15 protein-coding genes and 2 riboswitches are annotated in these 16,862 nt (G+C 72.2%); of the genes, 9 read left to right on the top strand and 6 right to left on the bottom strand.

The window, feature by feature from the left end:
- Positions 1–57 precede the first annotated feature (57 nt).
- The gene (locus tag FLL47_RS36730; protein WP_144127272.1) at positions 58–501 is read left to right on the top strand and encodes a CBS domain-containing protein; all 444 of its coding nucleotides are present in this window, start codon (positions 58–60) and stop codon (positions 499–501) included.
- Entirely contained in the window at positions 498–1,784 is a 1,287-nt protein-coding gene (locus FLL47_RS36725) for an ArsB/NhaD family transporter (RefSeq protein ID WP_144127271.1), read from the top strand. The genes FLL47_RS36730 and FLL47_RS36725 overlap by 4 nt, the downstream gene beginning before the upstream one ends.
- Positions 1,785–1,833: 49 nt before the next feature.
- On the opposite strand, the gene FLL47_RS36720 is transcribed toward FLL47_RS36725, so the two are convergent.
- The 5 genes from FLL47_RS36720 to FLL47_RS36700 all read right to left on the bottom strand — a co-directional run bounded on the left by FLL47_RS36720 (position 1,834) and on the right by FLL47_RS36700 (position 6,820).
- A complete protein-coding gene (locus FLL47_RS36720; RefSeq protein WP_144127270.1) occupies positions 1,834–2,805 on the bottom strand; it encodes a golvesin C-terminal-like domain-containing protein in 972 nt (323 codons plus the stop codon).
- A 157-nt stretch (positions 2,806–2,962) separates the two neighbouring features.
- Positions 2,963–4,234 carry a serine hydroxymethyltransferase gene (gene glyA, locus FLL47_RS36715; protein WP_144127269.1) on the bottom strand — a complete coding sequence of 424 codons (1,272 nt, stop codon included), beginning with the start codon at positions 4,232–4,234 and terminating at the stop codon, positions 2,963–2,965.
- Positions 4,231–4,614, bottom strand: a complete 384-nt coding sequence (gene gcvH / locus FLL47_RS36710; RefSeq protein WP_144127268.1) for a glycine cleavage system protein GcvH — start codon at positions 4,612–4,614, stop codon at positions 4,231–4,233. The genes glyA and gcvH overlap by 4 nt, the downstream gene beginning before the upstream one ends.
- 224 nt (positions 4,615–4,838) lie before the next feature.
- Positions 4,839–4,921: riboswitch (glycine riboswitch) on the bottom strand.
- Positions 4,922–4,926: 5 nt separating this feature from the next.
- Positions 4,927–5,017, bottom strand: a riboswitch (glycine riboswitch).
- Positions 5,018–5,092: 75 nt separating this feature from the next.
- Positions 5,093–5,809: a spermidine synthase gene (locus FLL47_RS36705; protein ID WP_144127267.1), complete on the bottom strand. Its 717-nt coding sequence runs from the start codon at positions 5,807–5,809 to the stop codon at positions 5,093–5,095.
- 186 nt (positions 5,810–5,995) lie between these two features.
- On the bottom strand, positions 5,996–6,820 hold the full coding sequence (locus FLL47_RS36700; protein WP_144127266.1) for a class I SAM-dependent methyltransferase: 825 nt from the start codon (positions 6,818–6,820) through the stop codon (positions 5,996–5,998).
- A gap of 108 nt (positions 6,821–6,928) precedes the next feature.
- On the opposite strand from FLL47_RS36700, the gene FLL47_RS36695 reads away from it, so the two are divergent.
- From FLL47_RS36695 to FLL47_RS36670, 6 genes are all read left to right on the top strand, one after another.
- Positions 6,929–7,636, top strand: a complete 708-nt coding sequence (locus tag FLL47_RS36695) for a winged helix-turn-helix transcriptional regulator (RefSeq protein ID WP_144127265.1) — start codon at positions 6,929–6,931, stop codon at positions 7,634–7,636.
- 155 nt (positions 7,637–7,791) lie between these two features.
- On the top strand, positions 7,792–9,012 hold the full coding sequence (locus FLL47_RS36690; protein ID WP_144127264.1) for a sugar ABC transporter substrate-binding protein: 1,221 nt from the start codon (positions 7,792–7,794) through the stop codon (positions 9,010–9,012).
- On the top strand, positions 9,005–10,096 hold the full coding sequence (locus FLL47_RS36685) for a carbohydrate ABC transporter permease (RefSeq protein ID WP_222106371.1): 1,092 nt from the start codon (positions 9,005–9,007) through the stop codon (positions 10,094–10,096). The genes FLL47_RS36690 and FLL47_RS36685 overlap by 8 nt, the downstream gene beginning before the upstream one ends.
- Positions 10,093–10,959: a carbohydrate ABC transporter permease gene (locus tag FLL47_RS36680; RefSeq protein ID WP_246159139.1), complete on the top strand. Its 867-nt coding sequence runs from the start codon at positions 10,093–10,095 to the stop codon at positions 10,957–10,959. The genes FLL47_RS36685 and FLL47_RS36680 overlap by 4 nt, the downstream gene beginning before the upstream one ends.
- Positions 10,960–11,010: 51 nt before the next feature.
- Complete coding sequence (locus FLL47_RS36675) at positions 11,011–12,537, top strand: DUF4419 domain-containing protein (RefSeq protein WP_144127262.1); 1,527 nt, start codon at positions 11,011–11,013, stop codon at positions 12,535–12,537.
- A 10-nt stretch (positions 12,538–12,547) separates the two neighbouring features.
- On the top strand, positions 12,548–13,474 hold the full coding sequence (locus FLL47_RS36670) for a cation diffusion facilitator family transporter (protein ID WP_144127261.1): 927 nt from the start codon (positions 12,548–12,550) through the stop codon (positions 13,472–13,474).
- Between the two features lie 28 nt (positions 13,475–13,502).
- On the opposite strand, the gene FLL47_RS36665 is transcribed toward FLL47_RS36670, so the two are convergent.
- Complete coding sequence (locus FLL47_RS36665) at positions 13,503–14,978, bottom strand: fused MFS/spermidine synthase (protein WP_186316140.1); 1,476 nt, start codon at positions 14,976–14,978, stop codon at positions 13,503–13,505.
- A gap of 203 nt (positions 14,979–15,181) precedes the next feature.
- Between FLL47_RS36665 and FLL47_RS36660 the strand changes: the two genes are divergently transcribed.
- Positions 15,182–16,819 carry a GNAT family N-acetyltransferase gene (locus FLL47_RS36660; RefSeq protein ID WP_186316130.1) on the top strand — a complete coding sequence of 546 codons (1,638 nt, stop codon included), beginning with the start codon at positions 15,182–15,184 and terminating at the stop codon, positions 16,817–16,819.
- Positions 16,820–16,862 lie beyond the last annotated feature (43 nt).

Genomic DNA, 16,862 nt, shown 5'->3' with positions numbered 1-16,862 from the left:
GCCGGGAAGTCTGGTCGGCATCGACATTCGTCGACCGCCAGAACAGGAGCCCCGGCCATGCGCGCATCCGATCTCGTGGTGTCCTATCCCACGGTCACGCTGTCCACCCCCGCGCTGGACACCACCCGCATCCTGGCCGACGCCGACCTGCCCGGCCTGATCGTGGTCGACGACGCGGGCGCACCGTTCGCGGTGCTGCCGGGCACCCAGGTGCTGCGCCTGGCGGTGCCCTCGTACTTCCAGGACGACCCGAACCTGACCCACCTGGTGGACGAGGCCGCCGCCGACGTGTTCGTCCGCGAGCTGGGCGGCCGCACGGTGCGCGAGCTGCTGCCACCGCAGCCGCACGAGCTGCCCGTGGTGGCGCCGGACGCGACGGCACTGGAGATCGCCGCGCTGATGGCGCGCACCCGCAGCCCGCTGGTCGCCGTGGTCGACCGCGGCAGGCTGCTCGGTGCGGTGACGCTGCACGGCCTGCTGGACCGCGTGGTGCCGGCGTGAGCGGGCAGGCCTGGCTCGCGCTGGCGGTGTTCGCGATCGCCTACGTGTTCATCGCGACGGAGTGGGTGCACCGGGTCGCGGCGGCGCTGGGCGGCGCGGTGGTGATGCTCCTGATCGGCGCTACCGATGCCGAGCACGCGTTCTTCTCCGAGGAATCCGGCATCGACTGGAACGTGATCATGCTGCTCATCGGCATGATGCTGATCGTGGCGGTGCTGCGGCGCACCGGGCTGTTCGAGTTCGTGGCGATCTGGGCCGTCAAACGCGCCCGCGGCCGTCCGTACCCGGTGATGGTCCTGCTCGTGGTCCTCACCGCGGTCGCCTCCGCCGGGCTGGACAACGTGACCACCGTGCTGCTGGTGGCGCCGGTGACGCTGTTCGTGTGCGACCGGCTCGGCCTGCCTGCCGCGCCGTTCCTGATCGCCGAGGTGATGGCGTCCAACATCGGCGGCACCGCCACCCTGATCGGCGACCCGCCCAACATCATCATCGCGAGCCGGTCCGGCCTGACCTTCAACGACTTCCTGAACGTGCTGGCCCCGATCGTGGTGATCCTGCTGGTGGTGTTCCTCGGGCTGTGCCGCTGGCTGTTCCGCGACGCGTTCCGCAGCGACAATGCCAAGATCGCCTCAGTGATGGCGATGCGGGAGCGCGACGCGATCCGCAACCCGCGCCTGCTGGCGATCAGCCTGGTCTTCCTCGCCGTGGTGCTGGCCGCGTTCGTGCTGCACTCGGTCCTGCACCTGGAGCCCGCGGTGGTCGCGATCGTCGGCGGCCTGCTGCTGCTGGCCGCCTCCCGCCTCGACCCGGACGAGATCGCCAGGGACGTCGAGTGGCACACCCTGATCTTCTTCGCGGGGTTGTTCATCATGGTCGGCGCGCTGGTCAACACCGGAGTGATCGCCGCCGTCTCGGCGGCGGCCGTCGAGGCGGTCGAGGGCAGGCTGTGGGGCGCGACCATGCTGCTGCTGTGGGCGTCGGCGGTGCTGTCGGCGATCGTGGACAACATCCCGTACGTCGCCACGATGAGCCCGATCGTCGCCGACCTGGTCGAGGCAGACGGCACGCCGCAGGGCAACGTGCTGTGGTGGGCCCTGGCCCTCGGCGCCGATCTCGGCGGCAACGCCACCGCGATCGGCGCGTCCGCCAACGTGGTCGTGCTCGGCATCGCCGAACGCGCCGGCAAGCCGATCTCCTTCTGGCAGTTCACCAAGTACGGCCTGATCGTCACCGTGATCACCGTGGCGATCTGCGTGCCGTACCTCTATCTGCGCTTCTTCTGACCCGGTGCCGGTGGCGCGCCCGCGGGCGGGCGCTCCACCGGCCGGGCGGTCAGCCGAGCGGCTGGACGGTGGCCGAGGTCAGGCTGGTGTAGAAGCAGCCGGTGGTCGGCAGGCTGGTCGCGGCGGGCGGGGTGACCCCGTCGTAGAGCGCCAGCAGGAAGTTCTGCGGGCACCGGCGGGTGCTGCCGGTGCGGATGCCGAAGTGCAGGTGGGGCCCGGTCGAGTTGCCCGTGTTACCGGTGAGGCCGACCTGCTGTCCGGCCACGACGGTGGCACCGTTGGCCACCGACCACGACGAGAAGTGGCAGTACGTGTAGACGTTGCCGTCGGCTCCCGTCAGGTTGACGCCGCGGCCGCACGAACTGTCGTCGATGATCACGACCGTGCCGCCGCGCACGGCGTAGGCCGGGGTGCCCGTGCCTACCGGCAGGTCGATGGCCGGGTAGTCGTGGTGCGGATCGTCGTACTCGCTGCGCGGCAGCGCGCTCTTGGCCAGCGGCAGGGCGAACGCCGGAGCGCCGGTGGTCGACGTCAGCCGGATCGCGTCGGCGACGACGTAGCCGGTGCCGTTGGTCCACCGGCTCACCCCGACCACGCTGCGCGTGCCCGCGGCCAGGTTGAACGTGCCAAGGCTGACCCAGCGGCCGCCGTTGGCGCGCTGGTTCACCACGACCGTCTGGTTGCCGCCGCTGGCGGCGACGACGAACGGGGTGGCGTTGTTGTAGCCGGCGTCGGCGGGATACCAGACTTCGACCGTGTGCGGGCCGGCCGCCGCGACCGTGGCGGTGAACCAGGCAGCGTCGCTGGCGGTGGTGTCCGGGCTGGCGAAGCGGTAGTCGGCGCCGTAGCGCTGCGCGGACCAGGCCGAGGTGCCCCAGTTGGCGCTGGCGGTGAACCCGCCGGCGGTGGCGTTGTCCACGATGGTCGTCGCCGCGGACGCCGGCCCGGCGGGGCCGAGCACGACGAGGGTGGCGGTGGCGAGCCCGGCGACAGCAGCGCGCAGGGCGAGGGGAAGTCTCACTATCTCTCCGTCAGGGGGTGTCGAGGAATGAGAGTGAAACTATTCAACCAACATCAATGAAGTAACGAAAGACTTCTACATAGATCATCTTGAACACATGGGCGCCATGTCCCGACGTCGCCCGGATGGTGGCGGCGTCGGGACATGGCGCGGTTGGTCACAGCGCCGGATACAGCGGGTGCGCGGCGGTGAGCGCGGCGACCCTGGCCCGCAGGGCGGCCGCGGCGTCGTCGTCGAACGTCGGCAGCAGCGCCTGCGCGACGAGGTCGGCGACCTCGGCGAAGTCGGCCTCGGCGAACCCGCGGGCGGCCAGCGCGGCGGTGCCGATACGCAGCCCGGAGGTGATCATCGGTGGGCGGGGGTCGCCCGGCACGGCGTTGCGGTTCACGGTGATGCCGACACCGTGCAGCCGGTCCTCGGCCTGCCGCCCGTCCAGCTCGGACGACCGCAGGTCCACCAGGACCAGGTGCACGTCGGTGCCGCCGGTCAGCACGGACACCCCGGCCGCGGCGACGTCGGGTGCGGACAGCCGCTGCGCCAGCAGGCGCGCGCCGTCGAGCGTACGCCGCTGGCGCTGCGCGAACTCCGGTCCCGCGGCCATCTTGAAGCCGACCGCCTTCGCGGCGATGACGTGCTCCAGCGGGCCGCCCTGCTGGCCGGGGAACACCGCGCTGTTCACCTTCCGGGCGACGTCGGAGTGGTCGGTGAGCACCACTCCCCCACGCGGGCCGCCCAGGGTCTTGTGCGTCGTCGTGGTGACCACGTCGGCGTACGGCACCGGGTTCGGGTGCAGGCCCGCCGCGACCAGGCCGGCGAAGTGCGCCATGTCCACCATGAGCCGTGCGCCCACCAGGTCCGCGATCTTGCGGAAGGCGGCGAAGTCGAGCTGCCTCGGGTACGCCGACCAGCCCGCGATGATCAGTGCGGGCCGGTGTTCGAGGGCGAGCCGCTCCACCTCGGCGAGGTCGACCCGGCCGTCCTCAGCCGACACGTGATAGGCGATCGCCCGGTACAGCCGCCCGGAGAAGTTGATCCGCATGCCGTGGGTCAGGTGGCCGCCGTGCGCCAGGTCCAGGCCGAGGATCGTGTCGCCGGGCTGGATCAGCGCCATCATGGCCGCCGCGTTGGCCTGCGCACCCGAATGCGGCTGCACGTTGGCGTACGCCGCGCCGAACAGCGCCTTCACCCGCTCGATCGCCAGCCGCTCCACCACGTCGACGTGCTCGCAGCCGCCGTAGTAGCGCCGCCCCGGGTAACCCTCGGCGTACTTGTTGGTCAGCACGGAACCCTGCGCCTGCAGCACGGCCAGCGGCGCGAAGTTCTCGCTCGCGATCATCTCCAGGGTGTCGCGCTGGCGGCCCAGCTCGGCGCGCAGCGCCGCGTGCACCTCGGGGTCGAACTCGGCCAGCGGGGAGTCCAGCGTCGTCACCGGTGTCCCTCCGCCCCGATGAGCGCGGCGTACTCCGCCGCGCCGAGCAGCTCCGTGGCGCCGGTCAGCCGCAGCCGGAACAGCCAGCCCTGCCCGTACGGGTCGGAGTTGAGCAGGGACGGGTCGGCGGCGGCGGCCGGGTTCACCGCGACGATCTCACCGTCGGCCGGGGCGTACAGCTCGCTGACCGACTTCGTCGACTCGACCTCGCCGCACGGCTCCCCCGCCGTGACGGACGTGCCGACCGGAGGCAGCTCCAGGTAGACGATGTCGCCGAGCGCCTCGCCGGCGAACGCGGTGATGCCGACGGCGGGCACGTCCTCGTCGGACAGCCACTCATGGTCCCGGGTGTAGCGCAGGTTCTCGGGGACGGTGCTCATGCCCGGCCTCCAGCCGCATGGCCCGGCGGGCGAAACCGGTTGAGGACGGCGCCGAGCCCGCGGTGCACGTCGTGCAGCGGGGTTGGTCCGGGGGAAGGTTGGTCGTGCCCGGCCGTGTCCCGTTCGGGACAGGGGTGGGCAGCGGTCGACGACGCGACGGCGCTCACGGGAGGCTCCCTGGTCCGGGTGCCGCACAGGCGGCACCGGTGGTGGATGGCCTCCCCCTCTGTCATCGGAGCCTGAGAGCTTCACCGCGCTGGCGGCTTGCACCTTGGGCGCAGGACGGCTTCGTCCTGACTTTCCAGAGTTCGCCTCGCCACGGCGGTACGTGGGCCTGAGAGATTCCGGGGAGAGTTGCTCCTTCGGCGGCCCGGTCGCGCCGGGCCTCTCCCGCCGTGGTTCTGTCGGCGAGGTATGCAGTTGTCCGCCGTACCGTAAGCGCCGCCCCGGACGCCGTCAACCGCCGCCCGCCGCGGGCTCAGCGCCGCCTGGCCACGTAGACCGTGTTGGTGGACTCGCGGTCCTGCAGCGGGTTGGGGAAGCTGACCACCTCGGCCCGCACGTCGCGGAACACCCCGGACAGGCGCGCGGTGAACTGCTCCTCCGGCGGGTCGTTGGACCACAGCGTGAAGACGCCGCCGGGGTGCAGGTGCTCGGCCAGCCGGCGCAGGCCCGCCGGCTCGTAGAAGCCGGCGTGGCTCGGGTGCAGCAGGTGACTCGGCGAGTGGTCGATGTCGACGACGATCGCATGGAAACGCCGGCCGGGCCGGTGCGGGTCGAGCCCGTCCGGGGACGCGCAGCGGGCGAAGAAGTCGCCTTCGGCCAGGCGGCAGCGCGGGTCTGCGGTCAGGGTCGTGCCCGCCGGGATCAGGCCCTGCTCGTGCCAGGCGATGACGTCGGACAGCGCGTCGATCACCAGCAGCGAGTTCACCCGCTCGTCGGCGAGCACGGTGAGTGCCGTGTAACCGAGGCCGAGCCCGCCGACGGCCACGTCGAAGCCGGTGCCGTCCAGCTCCGCCAGGGCCAGGTCGGCAACGGCCTCCTCGGCGACGGTGAACAGGCTCGACATGAGGAAGTCGTCGTCGAGTTTGACCTCGTAGACATCGGTCCGGAACATCGGATCCCACCGGCGGCGCAGGCTGATCACGCCCATCGGCGTCTGCCGCCAGCCGAGTTCCTGCAGCCGTGCGCTCATGCGTGCTCCTCGCTGCGCTCGTCGCGCGCAGGAGTTCCGTGCCCGCTGGTTCGCTCGCCCAGCTCGCTCATGCCGTCTCCGCCTTCGTCGGCCGCTGCCGTCCTGCTCCGGCGCGGCGTATCGGCGATCGTTCCAGGCTAGTCCACGAACATGGCGCGCCCGGCCGGGCGCGCCATGCCGTGTGCGTCAGGCCGTCCGGTGCGCGGTGTACAGCAGATACTCCCAGTCCATCGCGCCGCCGCCGAGGTCGTGGCGGCGGCCCAGCGCGGCGAGCTCGTCGTCCAGCGCCGCGACCCGCTCCGGCTGGTCGGCGATGTTGCGGTAGGTGGCGATGGTGGGCCCGTAGTTGGCCTTGAAGTAGTCCCGGAACGCCTCGGCCGTGGCGAAGCGGTCCACGCGGACCGTGCGGCGCGTCGCGGTGACGCCGGTGACCCGGTCGCCGAACAGCGTGGTGACGTGCTCCTCGGTGCCCCACAGCGGGGGCGGCGACGCCCCGGGCGGCGGGGGCGCGGCGTACGGCTTCATGACGGCGAACATCTGGCCGATGAAGCCCTGCGGGGTCCAGTTGATCAGTGCGATGGTGCCGCCGGGACGGCACACCCGAACCAGTTCGTCGGCGGCGGGCTGGTGATGCGGGGCGAACATGACGCCGACGCAGGACATGACGACGTCGAACGCGCCCGCGGCGAACGGCAGCGCCTCCGCGTCGGCCTGCTCCCAGCTCAGCTTCGCGCCGCGCTGCTCGGCGACCTTGCGGCCGACGTCGAACAGCTCCGGCGTCAGGTCGCTGGCGACGACGTCGGCCCCGGCCAGCGCTGCGGGGATCGCCGCGTTACCGGACCCGGCCGCGACGTCGAGCACGCGCCGCCCGGGTGCCGCGCCGCTCGCCTCGGCCAGTACGGCGCCCAGCTCGGGGATGACCTCGGCGGCCACCGCCGGGTAGTCCCCCAGCGCCCACATCGCGCGGTGCTTGGACTTGAGCGCGCTGTCCGCGTCGGTCGGTGCCGTCATGGTGTTGCTCCTGTTCGTGTAGTGGTGCCTTCACGCTAGGAAGGTGACCGATGTCCGACCAGTACAGGATCTGTACCGGCCCGGTGTCCAAGCTCTACGGTTCCGGGTATGGGAGCCTCTTACCGCCAGTTCTGCCCGGTGGCCAAGGCCATGGAGCTGCTCGACGAGCGCTGGACGATGCTCGTCGTCCGGGAGCTGGTGGCGGGTAGCCGACACTTCAACGAGCTGCGCCGCGGCCTGCCCCGCATGTCGCCGACCCTGCTGTCCAAGCGACTGCAGCAGCTGGCGGCCGCCGGGGTGGTCGAGCGGCGGCCGACCGACACCGAGGTGCAGTACACGCTGACCCCGGCCGGGCGGGAGCTGGAGCCGATCGTCATGGCGCTGGGGGCGTGGGGCGTGCGCTGGATCGGCGAGCTCGGCGACCAGGACCTGGACCCGAAGCTGCTGCTGTGGGACATGCACCGCCACGTCGATCGTGCCGTGGTGCCGAGCGGGCGCACGGTGCTGCAGTTCGCCTTCCACGACGTGGCGCGCCCGCTGCGCGACTGGTGGCTGGTGATCACTCCGGAGGACGTCGACGTCTGCGACTTCGATCCGGGCCACGACGTGTCGGTGACCGTGACCGCGAGCCTGCGCGGCCTGACCCGGGTCTGGCTCGGCGAGCTGTCCTGGGCCGACGGGCTGCGCCGCGGCGACATGGAGATCGAGGGACCGCAGGACCTGCGCCGTGCCGTGCCGTCGTGGTTCCGGGCGAACGTGTTCGCCACCGTGCCACGCCCGGAACCGGTTCCGGTGTCCGCAGGCGCGCGAGCCTGACCCGGATCGGCGGTAGACCTGACATATCCGCAGTTCAGTGCGGTGCCGCACACATGGGTCTGGCGGCACGGCACACGCCGGTCGCCGGTGAACCCGAGCAACCATGATCACACACTAACCTTAAGTCCGGCGCAAACGGGCAAAAGGATGGTGTCATGGGACGAGTGGGGCTGCGTGCCTTCGCCGCAGCGTGCCTGCTCGTGTCGGCCGCGTGCGGCGCCGAGCCCGGCCCGGTCCCCCAGCGCACCGGCCCCGCGGCGCTGCAGGTCCTCATCGGCTCCTCCGGGGCCGCCGAGACCAAGGCCGTCACCGACGCCGCCGCGGCCTGGTCGGCGGCCAGCGGCAACTCGGTGACGGTGATCCCCGCCCAGGACCTGGACCAGCAGCTCGGGCAGGCGTTCGCGGGCTCGTCGCCGCCCGACGTGTTCTACGTCGACGCGGCGCGCTTCGCCGACTTCGCCAGCGTCGGCGCGCTCGAACCGTACGCCGAAGCGCTGCCCGCGGCGGGCGAGTTCTACGGCACGCTGCGGCAGGCGTTCACCTACCAGGGCCGGTTCTACTGCGCGCCGAAGGACTTCGCCACCCTGGCGCTGCAGGTCAACGAGGAGCTCTGGGCACGGGCGGGGCTCACGGCCGCCGACGTGCCCCGCGACTGGACCCAGCTGACGGCGGTCGCCGAGCGCATCGCGGCCAAAGGCATCACGCCGCTGGTGGTCGGCGACACCGTGGAACGGATCGGCGCGTTCCTGGTGCAGGCCGGCGGCTGGCTGATCAGCCCCGACGGCGCCAGGGCCACCGCCGACAGCCCCGAGAACCTCACCGCGTTGCAGTACGTGCAGCAGCTGCTGCGTGCCAGGCTCGCCCGCTATCCGAGCGCACTCGACACGGGCTGGGCCGGGGAGGCGTTCGGCCGGGGCCTGGCCGCGATGACGATCGAAGGCAACTGGATCAAGGGTGCGCTGGCCGGGGACTATCCCGGCGTCCGGTACACCGTGCACGAGCTGCCGGCCGGGCCCGCGGGCGAGGGCACGCTGTCGTTCACGACCTGCTGGGGCATCTCCGCCCGGACCCCGTACCGGGCCCAGGCCGTCGCGTTCGTCGAGGCGATGACGGCCGTCGACCAGCAGCTCGCCTTCGCCTCCGCGTACGGCGTGATGCCCTCGGTGACCACCGCCCGCGACCGCTACCTGCAGGCCTTCCCAGCCGACCGCGCGTTCCTGGACAGCGCGGACCACGCCCAGGGCCCGGTCAACGCCCCGAAGATGGGCAACGTCCTGTCCGACTTCGACACCCAACTGCAGCGCCTTGCCGTCGCCGATCCGCAGGCGATCCTCCGGCGGCTGCAGCGCAACATGACGGCGGCGCTGCGTGGCTGAACCGGCCGCGCGCCGCCGCGGCGGCATCCGCGGCAACGAGGCCACCGCGGGATGGCTGTTCGTCGCACCCGCGGTGCTGATCCTGGGCCTGTTCCTGGTGCTGCCGATCGGCATGGCGCTGTGGGTCAGCGTCAGCGGCTGGAACGGGCAGGGCAGCCCGTTCGCCCCCGGGGTGCCGTTCGTCGGCGCGCAGAACTACGCCGACCTGTTCCTGGCCGACGGGCTGACCCGCGAAAACTTCATGATCAGCATCCGCAACAACCTGTACTACGTCGCCGTCGCGGTGCCCGCACAGACCCTGCTGGCGCTGGCCCTGGCCCTGGTCGTCAACCAGCGCTTCCTGAAGGGCACGTCGTTCTTCCGCACCGCGTTCTACTTCCCGTCGGTCACCAGCTCGGTGGCGATCAGCGTGGTGTTCCTGTTCCTGTTCGCCAACTCCGGGGCGGTCAACGCACTGCTCGCCATGATCGGCATCAGCGGCCCGGCCTGGTTCGCCGACCCGCGCGGGCTGCTGCACCTCGCGCTCGGCGGGCTCGGCCTGGTCGACGTCGCCGACCCGCCGGCCGCGCTGACCGGCGGCGGCCCGTTCGGACTGTCCTGGTGGGAGTGGCTGGCCGGGCCCAGCGTCGCCATGTCCACGATCATCATGCTGGTCGTCTGGACCACCAGCGGCACCTTCATGCTGATCTTCCTCGCGGCGCTGCAGGACGTGCCGGTGCAGGTCGAGGAGGCGAGCCTGATCGACGGCGCGAACGCCTGGCAGCGGCTGCGCCACGTCACCCTGCCGATGCTCAAACCGGCCCTGTTCCTGGTCGTCACCCTGGGCCTGATCGGCACGTGGCAGGTCTTCGACCAGGTCTACGTGATGAGCCAGGGCAAGCCCGCCAACACCACGCTCACCCCCGCCTACCTGTCCTACCGCACCGCGTTCACCGACTTCGAGTACGGCGTCGGCGCGGCGATCTCCTTCGTCCTGTTCCTGATCATCGTGGTGATGACGCTGCTCCAACGCTGGATCATGCGGGACCGCGACGAGGTCCGGCCACGCCGCCGATGGTGGCCGCGCCGCGGGAGCACCTCGTGACCGCGCCCGGCCGGCCCGCGCGCCGCGGCGGGTTGCGCACGCTCGTGGGCACCTTCCTCGGCTACGCCGTGCTCGTCTTCTTCGCGCTGGTGTTCCTGTACCCGTTCGTGATCCAGACCGCCAACTCCTTCAAGACCGAGGCCGACGCCGCCGCGCATCCCCTGTCACCGGTGCCCGATCCGTTCACCACCGCAGCGTTCACGAAGATCTTCGACAGCACCGCGTTCCCGCTGTGGATCGGCAACTCGATCCTCGTGACCCTGCTCATCACGGTCGGACGGGTGTTCCTGGACTCGCTGGCCGGATACGCCCTGGCCCGGCTGAGCTTCCGGGGCCGGGGCGCGGTCACCGTAATGATCGTGGCGGTGATGGCGGTGCCGGGCGTGGTGCTGCTCATCCCGAAGTTCCTGGTGCTCAACCAGCTCGGCATCTACAACACGTACACCGCGCTCGTGTTGCCGCTGCTGGTCGACGCCGCGGGGGTGTTCATCATGCGGCAGTTCTTCCTGTCCGTGCCGCCCAGCCTGGAGGAGGCGGCGCGCATGGACGGCGCGGGCGTGTTCCGGACCTACTGGTCGATCATCCTGCCGATGGCCCGGCCCGCCCTGATCACCCTGACCATCCTGTCGTTCCAGGCGTCCTGGAACGAGTTCCCGCACACGGTGGTCGCGGTGCAGAGCCCGCAGCTGTTCACCCTGCCCCGCGGCATCGCGAACCTGGTCAGCGGCTCGCTCGGGGCGGGCACCCAGTATCCGCTGAAGCTCGGCGCGGCCCTGCTGGCCACCATCCCGGTCGCGATCATCTTCGTCGTCTTCCAGCGCTACTTCGTCCGCGGGGCAGCCGAGGGCGGCAGCAAGGAGTGACAGTGGTCCAGGGAGACCTGGGACGTCGACCCGCCGCTACAGTCACCCGATATGGTCACCTTTCCGGTCGACGACGTCACGCCCGCCGCCGAGCCGCTGCCGACGGTGCCGCTCGGCGAGCTGACCCCCGAGGCGCTGGCGGTCGGCGGCGACCCGGCCCTGCCGGTGCTGGCCGCTGACAACGGGATCCTGACACCCGATGGCGTGCATCCGCTGCTCGGCGCGATCGGGCGGGCGTTCATGGACCACCGGCCGCTGATGCTGTCCCCCGACGCGGTGTGGATCACCATCGCGCAGGGCGTCGCCCAGCACGTCCGGCTGCATGCCGAGGAGCTGCGGCCGCGGCTCGTCGGCCACACCGGCAAGCGGAGGCTCACCGTGTTCCACGACGGCGCGCCGCCGACCGACGCGCAGTCGTGGCGCGACATCGTCGACCAGCTGTCCAAGCAGCTCGGCACCGAGGTCACCGGCGCGGACCTGTTCGAGTGCGACTTCTCCACCAGCACCGACGTGGAACGGGTGGTCGGCCGGATCATCATGCTCGACGCCTACTCGCCGTACTTCGCGTACTGGCTGATCTGCGTCTGCGGCATCCCGTCGATCACGCTGACCGGCACCACAGAGGACTGGCGGCGGATCCGGGACCGAGTCGAAACGATCGCCGAGCTCGGCCTGGAGACCTGGTGCCGCTCGCTCCGGCCGATCCTCGACCAGTTCGTGCGCGCCGCGTCCGGCGACGTCGACACGGCGTTCTGGCAGCGCGTCTACAACCCGGTCGACTCGTACGGCGGGGACGTGATCACCGGCTGGGCCACCCGGTTCTACCCATACCTGGCCGGCTCGGGCCAGGTCGACTACCCGAATCCCATGCTGGACCTGCCGATCGACGAACCCGGCGGGCACCCGGTCCGCGAACCCGGCGCCATGTTCTACGACGGACCCGGCATCCGGAGCAGCTCCGTGCCGGCCACGCTCGCAACGACGGTGGTCAACATCAACGACCAAACCACCGGCGAGAACCGCGCGGTAGCCCTGCGCGCGGGACTCGTCGGCATCGCCCAGGACGACGACGGCGCGCTGCGCCCGGTCGCCGGGTGGCACCTCGCGCCCGCGACCATCCAGATCGACGACGTGCTCGACCGCGTCGTCCGCGACCACGAGACGACTCCGCCGGTGCCGCTCAGCTTCGACGACGCCAGCGAGGAGCTGGTCGCGCTGTACAGCCGGGTGGGTTCGGCCTCGCTGTGCGGCGGCGCCCTGCGGTTCCTGCCGCTTGCCGAGCACGTCCAGGTGTGGGATCAGGCCGCCGGGCAGATGGTCAAGGTCGGCGAGCTGGCCGACGGGCGCGCCCTCCTGGCGGTCATCCAGGACTTCACCATGCACTGGGCGGTCTGCCGCATCGAGCCGGCAGGCGAGCCGCACCCCCGCGACCCGGGCCGCGTGCTCGACGCCGCCGCCGACGTACCGGTGTACGGCAGCTCGCTGGCGATGCTGCTGGAGGCCGCGATGGACTCCGGTGGCGACATATCCCACCTGGAAGTCGGCCGGCTCAGCGGGTTCTCCCGCGGCGGCGACTAGCGTGTGAGCCATGGGCTCGGGAGACGGCCACGGGCACAGCCACGCGGTCACCGCGACCGGCCGGCACCGCCGGGCGCTCGTCGCGGTGCTGGCCATCTCCCTCGTCATCTTCGTGATCGAGGTCGTCGGCGCGGTGGTCACCGGCAGCCTCGCGCTGCTGGCCGACGCGGGCCACGTGCTGGCCGACGCGGGCGGGGTCGCGCTGGCGCTGGGCGCGGCCGTGCTGGCGGCCCGGCCGCCGACCGAGCGGCGCACCTGGGGCTGGGCCCGCGCGGAGGTGCTCGCCGCCGCGGTCAACGGCCTGGTCCTCGCGGGCATGGGCGTCTACGTGCTCATCGAGGGCGTACGCCGGCTGTTCGTGCCCGCCGAGGTGCACCCCGGCGGGATGGCCCTGTTCGCCGCGCTCGGCCTGGTCGGCAACGCCATCGGCATCGCGATCCTGTACCGGGTCCGCGACGCGAGCCTCAACATGCGCGGCGCGTTCCTGGAGGTCGCCACGGACACCGCGACGTCGGTGGGAGTCCTGGTCGCGGCTGCGATCATCGCGTGGACCGGTTACACCCAGGCCGACGCGATCGTGTCCATCCTCATCGGGCTGATCATCCTGCCGCGGGCGCTGAAACTGCTGCGCGCGGCCGCCGACGTGCTGCTGCAGGCCGTGCCGGCCGGCATCGACGTGAACGAGATCCGCGCCCACATCACCGGCCTGGACCACGTGGTCGGCGTACACGACCTGCACGTCTACACGGTCACCTCGGGCCTGCCGGTGCTGACCGCACACGTCGTGGTCGAGGCCGGGTGCTTCCAGGACGGACACGCGCCGCAGCTGCTCGACGCGCTCCAGCTGTGCATCAGCGGGCACTTCGACGTGGAGCACTCCACGTTCCAGCTCGAGCCGCCCGGCCATCTCGGCCACGAGCACGAGACTCACGCCTGAGCCGCGGCGTCGCGCCGTCTGCCCGCCGTCAGGACAGGCGGACCATCATCTGGTCGACCGGCGCGTAGTCGTCGGTGAGCACGGCCGCGTCACCGGTGAACGCGGCGAGCTCGGCGCCGGAGATCATCGGAACGGGCTCCTGCAGCATCGCCAGCCGGACGGCGATCGCCTGCAGGGGCAGCGGACGGGCCGACGCGACGACGAGGAAGTTGGCCCCCTCGCGGCCGTCGAGCGCGCTGCGCGGCGCGATCAGCGCCACGTGCGGGAAGACCGCCGCGACCGTGGCCATCTCGGCGCGGACGAAGCGGGTCGGCGGGCCGTCGATGACGTTCTGCACGTACACGCCGTCCCCGCCGGTCACCCGGCGGACCTGCGCCATCATCTCGCGGGTGGTGAGGTGCCACGGCACTGACAGATCACCGAACGCGTCGCCCACGACCAGGTCGGCGGAATCGTCGGGCAGGTCGCCGAGCAGCATCCGGGCGTCACCGACCACGACCCGCAGGTCGGGACCGGGGCGCAGGCCGAGCGTGCGCTCGGCCAGGTCGACCAGCCCGCCGTCGATCTCGAACACCGTGCTGCGGCTGCCGGGCCGGGTCGCGGCGAGATAGCGGGGCACCGTGAAGCCGCCGCCGCCGAGGTGCACCGCGTCGATCGCGGCACCGGTCGGCGCGGTGAGGTCGGCGACCACGCCGATCCATTGGGTGTACGCGTACTCCAGCCGGGTCGGGTCGGTCAGGTCCACGTAGGAGTGCTCGGCGGAGTTGAGGTACAGCACCCGGCCGCCCGGCCGCAGCGGGTCCGCGGTGACCTGTGCGCAGTGATACGCCGTCTCGACGTCACACGGGTCGGGCGCGAGCACCGACAGGCCGGTGCCGACGGCCAGCAGCGCCGCCGCGGCCACCCGGATGTGCGTGGTGGACGCCTTGCCCGAGCGATCGCGGGTGCGGTGCAGGTATGCCCCCAGCGCGAGCCCGGCCAGCGCGAGCAGCACCGCCGCCCCGATCATGATCACGCTGGTGGGCAGCGCCGCGACCAGGACGAATCCCGTGACCAGGGTGGCCGTCACCGCACCGAGCGTGCCCACACTGGACAGCCGCCCGACCACCTGCCCGGTCTGCGCCAGGCTGCCGAGCTGGAGCTTGACCACCATGGGCGGCACCGCGGACAGCAGCATGATCGGCACGAACACGGTCACCGCGGTCAGCGCGAGCACCACGCCGACCGAGGTGCCGCGCAGCGCCTCGCCGAGCCAGCGGACCACCGGCAGGGTGCCCGCCACGGCCAGCGCCGACAGGCCGAGCAGCGGGGCCAGCACGCGCCGCGGGTCACGGCGGTCGGCATGCCAGCCGCCCAGCCACGCGCCGTAGGCGATCGCGCCGAGTGACACGCCGATGACGGCGCTGGTCACCTGCAGGCTCAGCCCGAGGTAGGGCGCGACCAGGCGCAGTGACACGGTCTCCAGCACCAGTACGACTCCGCTGGCGAAGAAGACCAGAACCATGGCGAGCCGGTCCGGGAGGCGGGTCGGTGTTGCGGTGTCGGTCACCGTCGCGATGATACGGGCAGCCCGGAGACCGCAGGCACCATCGTCGGCCGGGCGGGACGTCTGTGTCGGCGGACGCTCGTTTCGGGACGCTCAAGCGTCCCGAAACGAGCATGGCGCAACGCAGACACCTCGGCGGCCGCGGGCTGTATCCTGCCCGGATGCCGGACGCTCTGACATACAAGTTCGCCGATTCCGCGACCGAGGAGCAGGGCATCCACCGGCTCAACCACCGAACGTTCGCCGGGGAGATCCCCCAGCACGCGACCAACCTGCAGGGCCTGCTGGTCGACCGGTTCCACGCGGAGAACACGTACGCCGTCTGCCTGGACGGCGACGAGGTGGTCGGGATGGTCTGCGGGCGCACCGCGCGGCCGTTCTCGCTGGACGGCAAGCTCCCCGGGCTGGATCGGCACCTGCCCGCCGGACGCAGGCCGGTGGAGGTACGGCTGCTGGCCGTCGACCCGCGCTACCGCCGGGGCACGATCCTGCCCCGGCTGCTCGCCATGATCGCCGAGCACTTCGCGGCCCGCGGCTGCGACCTGGCCGTGCTGTCGGGCACCACCCGCGCGCTGGAGATGTACCGGCGCATGGGCTGCGTCCCGTTCGGCCCGCTCACCGGGGAGCCGGGGGCGCAGTTCCAACCGATGTACCTGACCATCGAGGACGGCCGCCGCCAGGCCTGGACCGGCCTGTCCGAGACCGGCCGGTCCGGCGGCGGGCGGGCCGGGACCGGGCCGGACACGACGGTCGGACAGCCCGAGAACCTGCTACCCGGGCCGGTGTCGGTCGCGCCCGAGGTCGCCGCCGCGTTCGGCCGTCCGCCCGCCTACCACCGCTCGCCCGAGCACCAGGCGGTCGTGGACGCGCTGCACCGCCGCCTGGCCGCGTTCGTAAACGTCCGCCATGCACAGCTGCTGCTCGGCTCGGGCACCGTCGCCAACGACGCCGTCGCCGCCCAGCTGCGGCTGCTCGACCGACCGGGGCTGGTGCTGGCGTACGGCGAGTTCGGCGAGCGGCTGGCCGACCACGCCACCCGGACCGGCCTCGACCACGAGGTGCTGGCCGGGGCGTGGGGCGCGCCGCTGCCCTGGCCCGCGATCGAACGGGCCGTCGCCGGGCTGCCCGCGGGCGGCTGGCTGTGGTCGGTGCACTGCGAGACCTCGACCGGGCAGCTGATCGACCTGCCCCGGCTGACGCGGCTGTGCGCCGCCGCCGGGGTGCGGCTGTGCGTGGACGCGATCAGCTCGGTCGGCACGCTGCCGGTGGATCTGTCGGGGGCGTACCTGGCCACCGGCACCAGCGGCAAGGCGCTCGGCGGGTACCCCGGGCTGTCGATGGTGTTCCTGCAGGAGCTGCCCCGGCCGTCGCCCGGCCTGATCCCCCGCTACCTCGACCTGGGCTGCTACGCCGAGGCAGGCGGGATCGCGTACACCCAGTCCTCGAACCTGGTCGCGGCGCTGGACACGGCGCTGGCCGTCACCGACTGGCCGGACCGGTACGCGCGCCTGGCCCGCGCCTCGACGTGGCTGGACGCCCGGCTGCGCCGCCTCGGGCTGGCCGTGGTCGCCTCGCGCGCGGACGCCGCCCCGGGCATCGTCACGATCGCGCTGCCCGCCGCGCTCCCGGCCGCCGCGGTCGGGGCACGCCTGGAGCAGGCGGGTTACCTGCTCGCGTACCAGAGCGGCTACCTGCGCGACCGCAACTGGCTGCAGATCAGCCTGATGGGCCGCTGGACCTGGCCCGCCCTCCGCGGCCTGCTGGCCGCCCTGGCCGCCCTGGCCGTCCGCCCCGGCTGACGGGCCGCCTCACCTGCCGCATCCCGTCGCGGGCCCGCCACGA

This window comes from Catellatospora sichuanensis (assembly GCF_007483665.1).
Lineage (GTDB): Bacteria > Actinomycetota > Actinomycetes > Mycobacteriales > Micromonosporaceae > Catellatospora > Catellatospora sichuanensis.
This window is presented reverse-complemented; position numbering and strand designations above follow the sequence as displayed.

Excerpts from the sequence above, each read along its gene's own strand:
- FLL47_RS36730 (WP_144127272.1), top strand. The coding sequence starts at position 58 with ATGCGCGCATCCGATCTCGTGGTGTCCTATCCCACGGTCACGCTGTCC.
- gcvH (WP_144127268.1), bottom strand. The coding sequence starts at position 4,614 with ATGAGCACCGTCCCCGAGAACCTGCGCTACACCCGGGACCATGAGTGG.
- FLL47_RS36705 (WP_144127267.1), bottom strand. The coding sequence starts at position 5,809 with ATGAGCGCACGGCTGCAGGAACTCGGCTGGCGGCAGACGCCGATGGGC.
- FLL47_RS36700 (WP_144127266.1), bottom strand. The coding sequence starts at position 6,820 with ATGACGGCACCGACCGACGCGGACAGCGCGCTCAAGTCCAAGCACCGC.
- FLL47_RS36695 (WP_144127265.1), top strand. The coding sequence starts at position 6,929 with ATGGGAGCCTCTTACCGCCAGTTCTGCCCGGTGGCCAAGGCCATGGAG.
- FLL47_RS36690 (WP_144127264.1), top strand. The coding sequence starts at position 7,792 with ATGGGACGAGTGGGGCTGCGTGCCTTCGCCGCAGCGTGCCTGCTCGTG.
- FLL47_RS36675 (WP_144127262.1), top strand. The coding sequence starts at position 11,011 with ATGGTCACCTTTCCGGTCGACGACGTCACGCCCGCCGCCGAGCCGCTG.
- FLL47_RS36670 (WP_144127261.1), top strand. The coding sequence starts at position 12,548 with ATGGGCTCGGGAGACGGCCACGGGCACAGCCACGCGGTCACCGCGACC.
- FLL47_RS36665 (WP_186316140.1), bottom strand. The coding sequence starts at position 14,978 with ATGGTTCTGGTCTTCTTCGCCAGCGGAGTCGTACTGGTGCTGGAGACC.
- FLL47_RS36660 (WP_186316130.1), top strand. The coding sequence starts at position 15,182 with ATGCCGGACGCTCTGACATACAAGTTCGCCGATTCCGCGACCGAGGAG.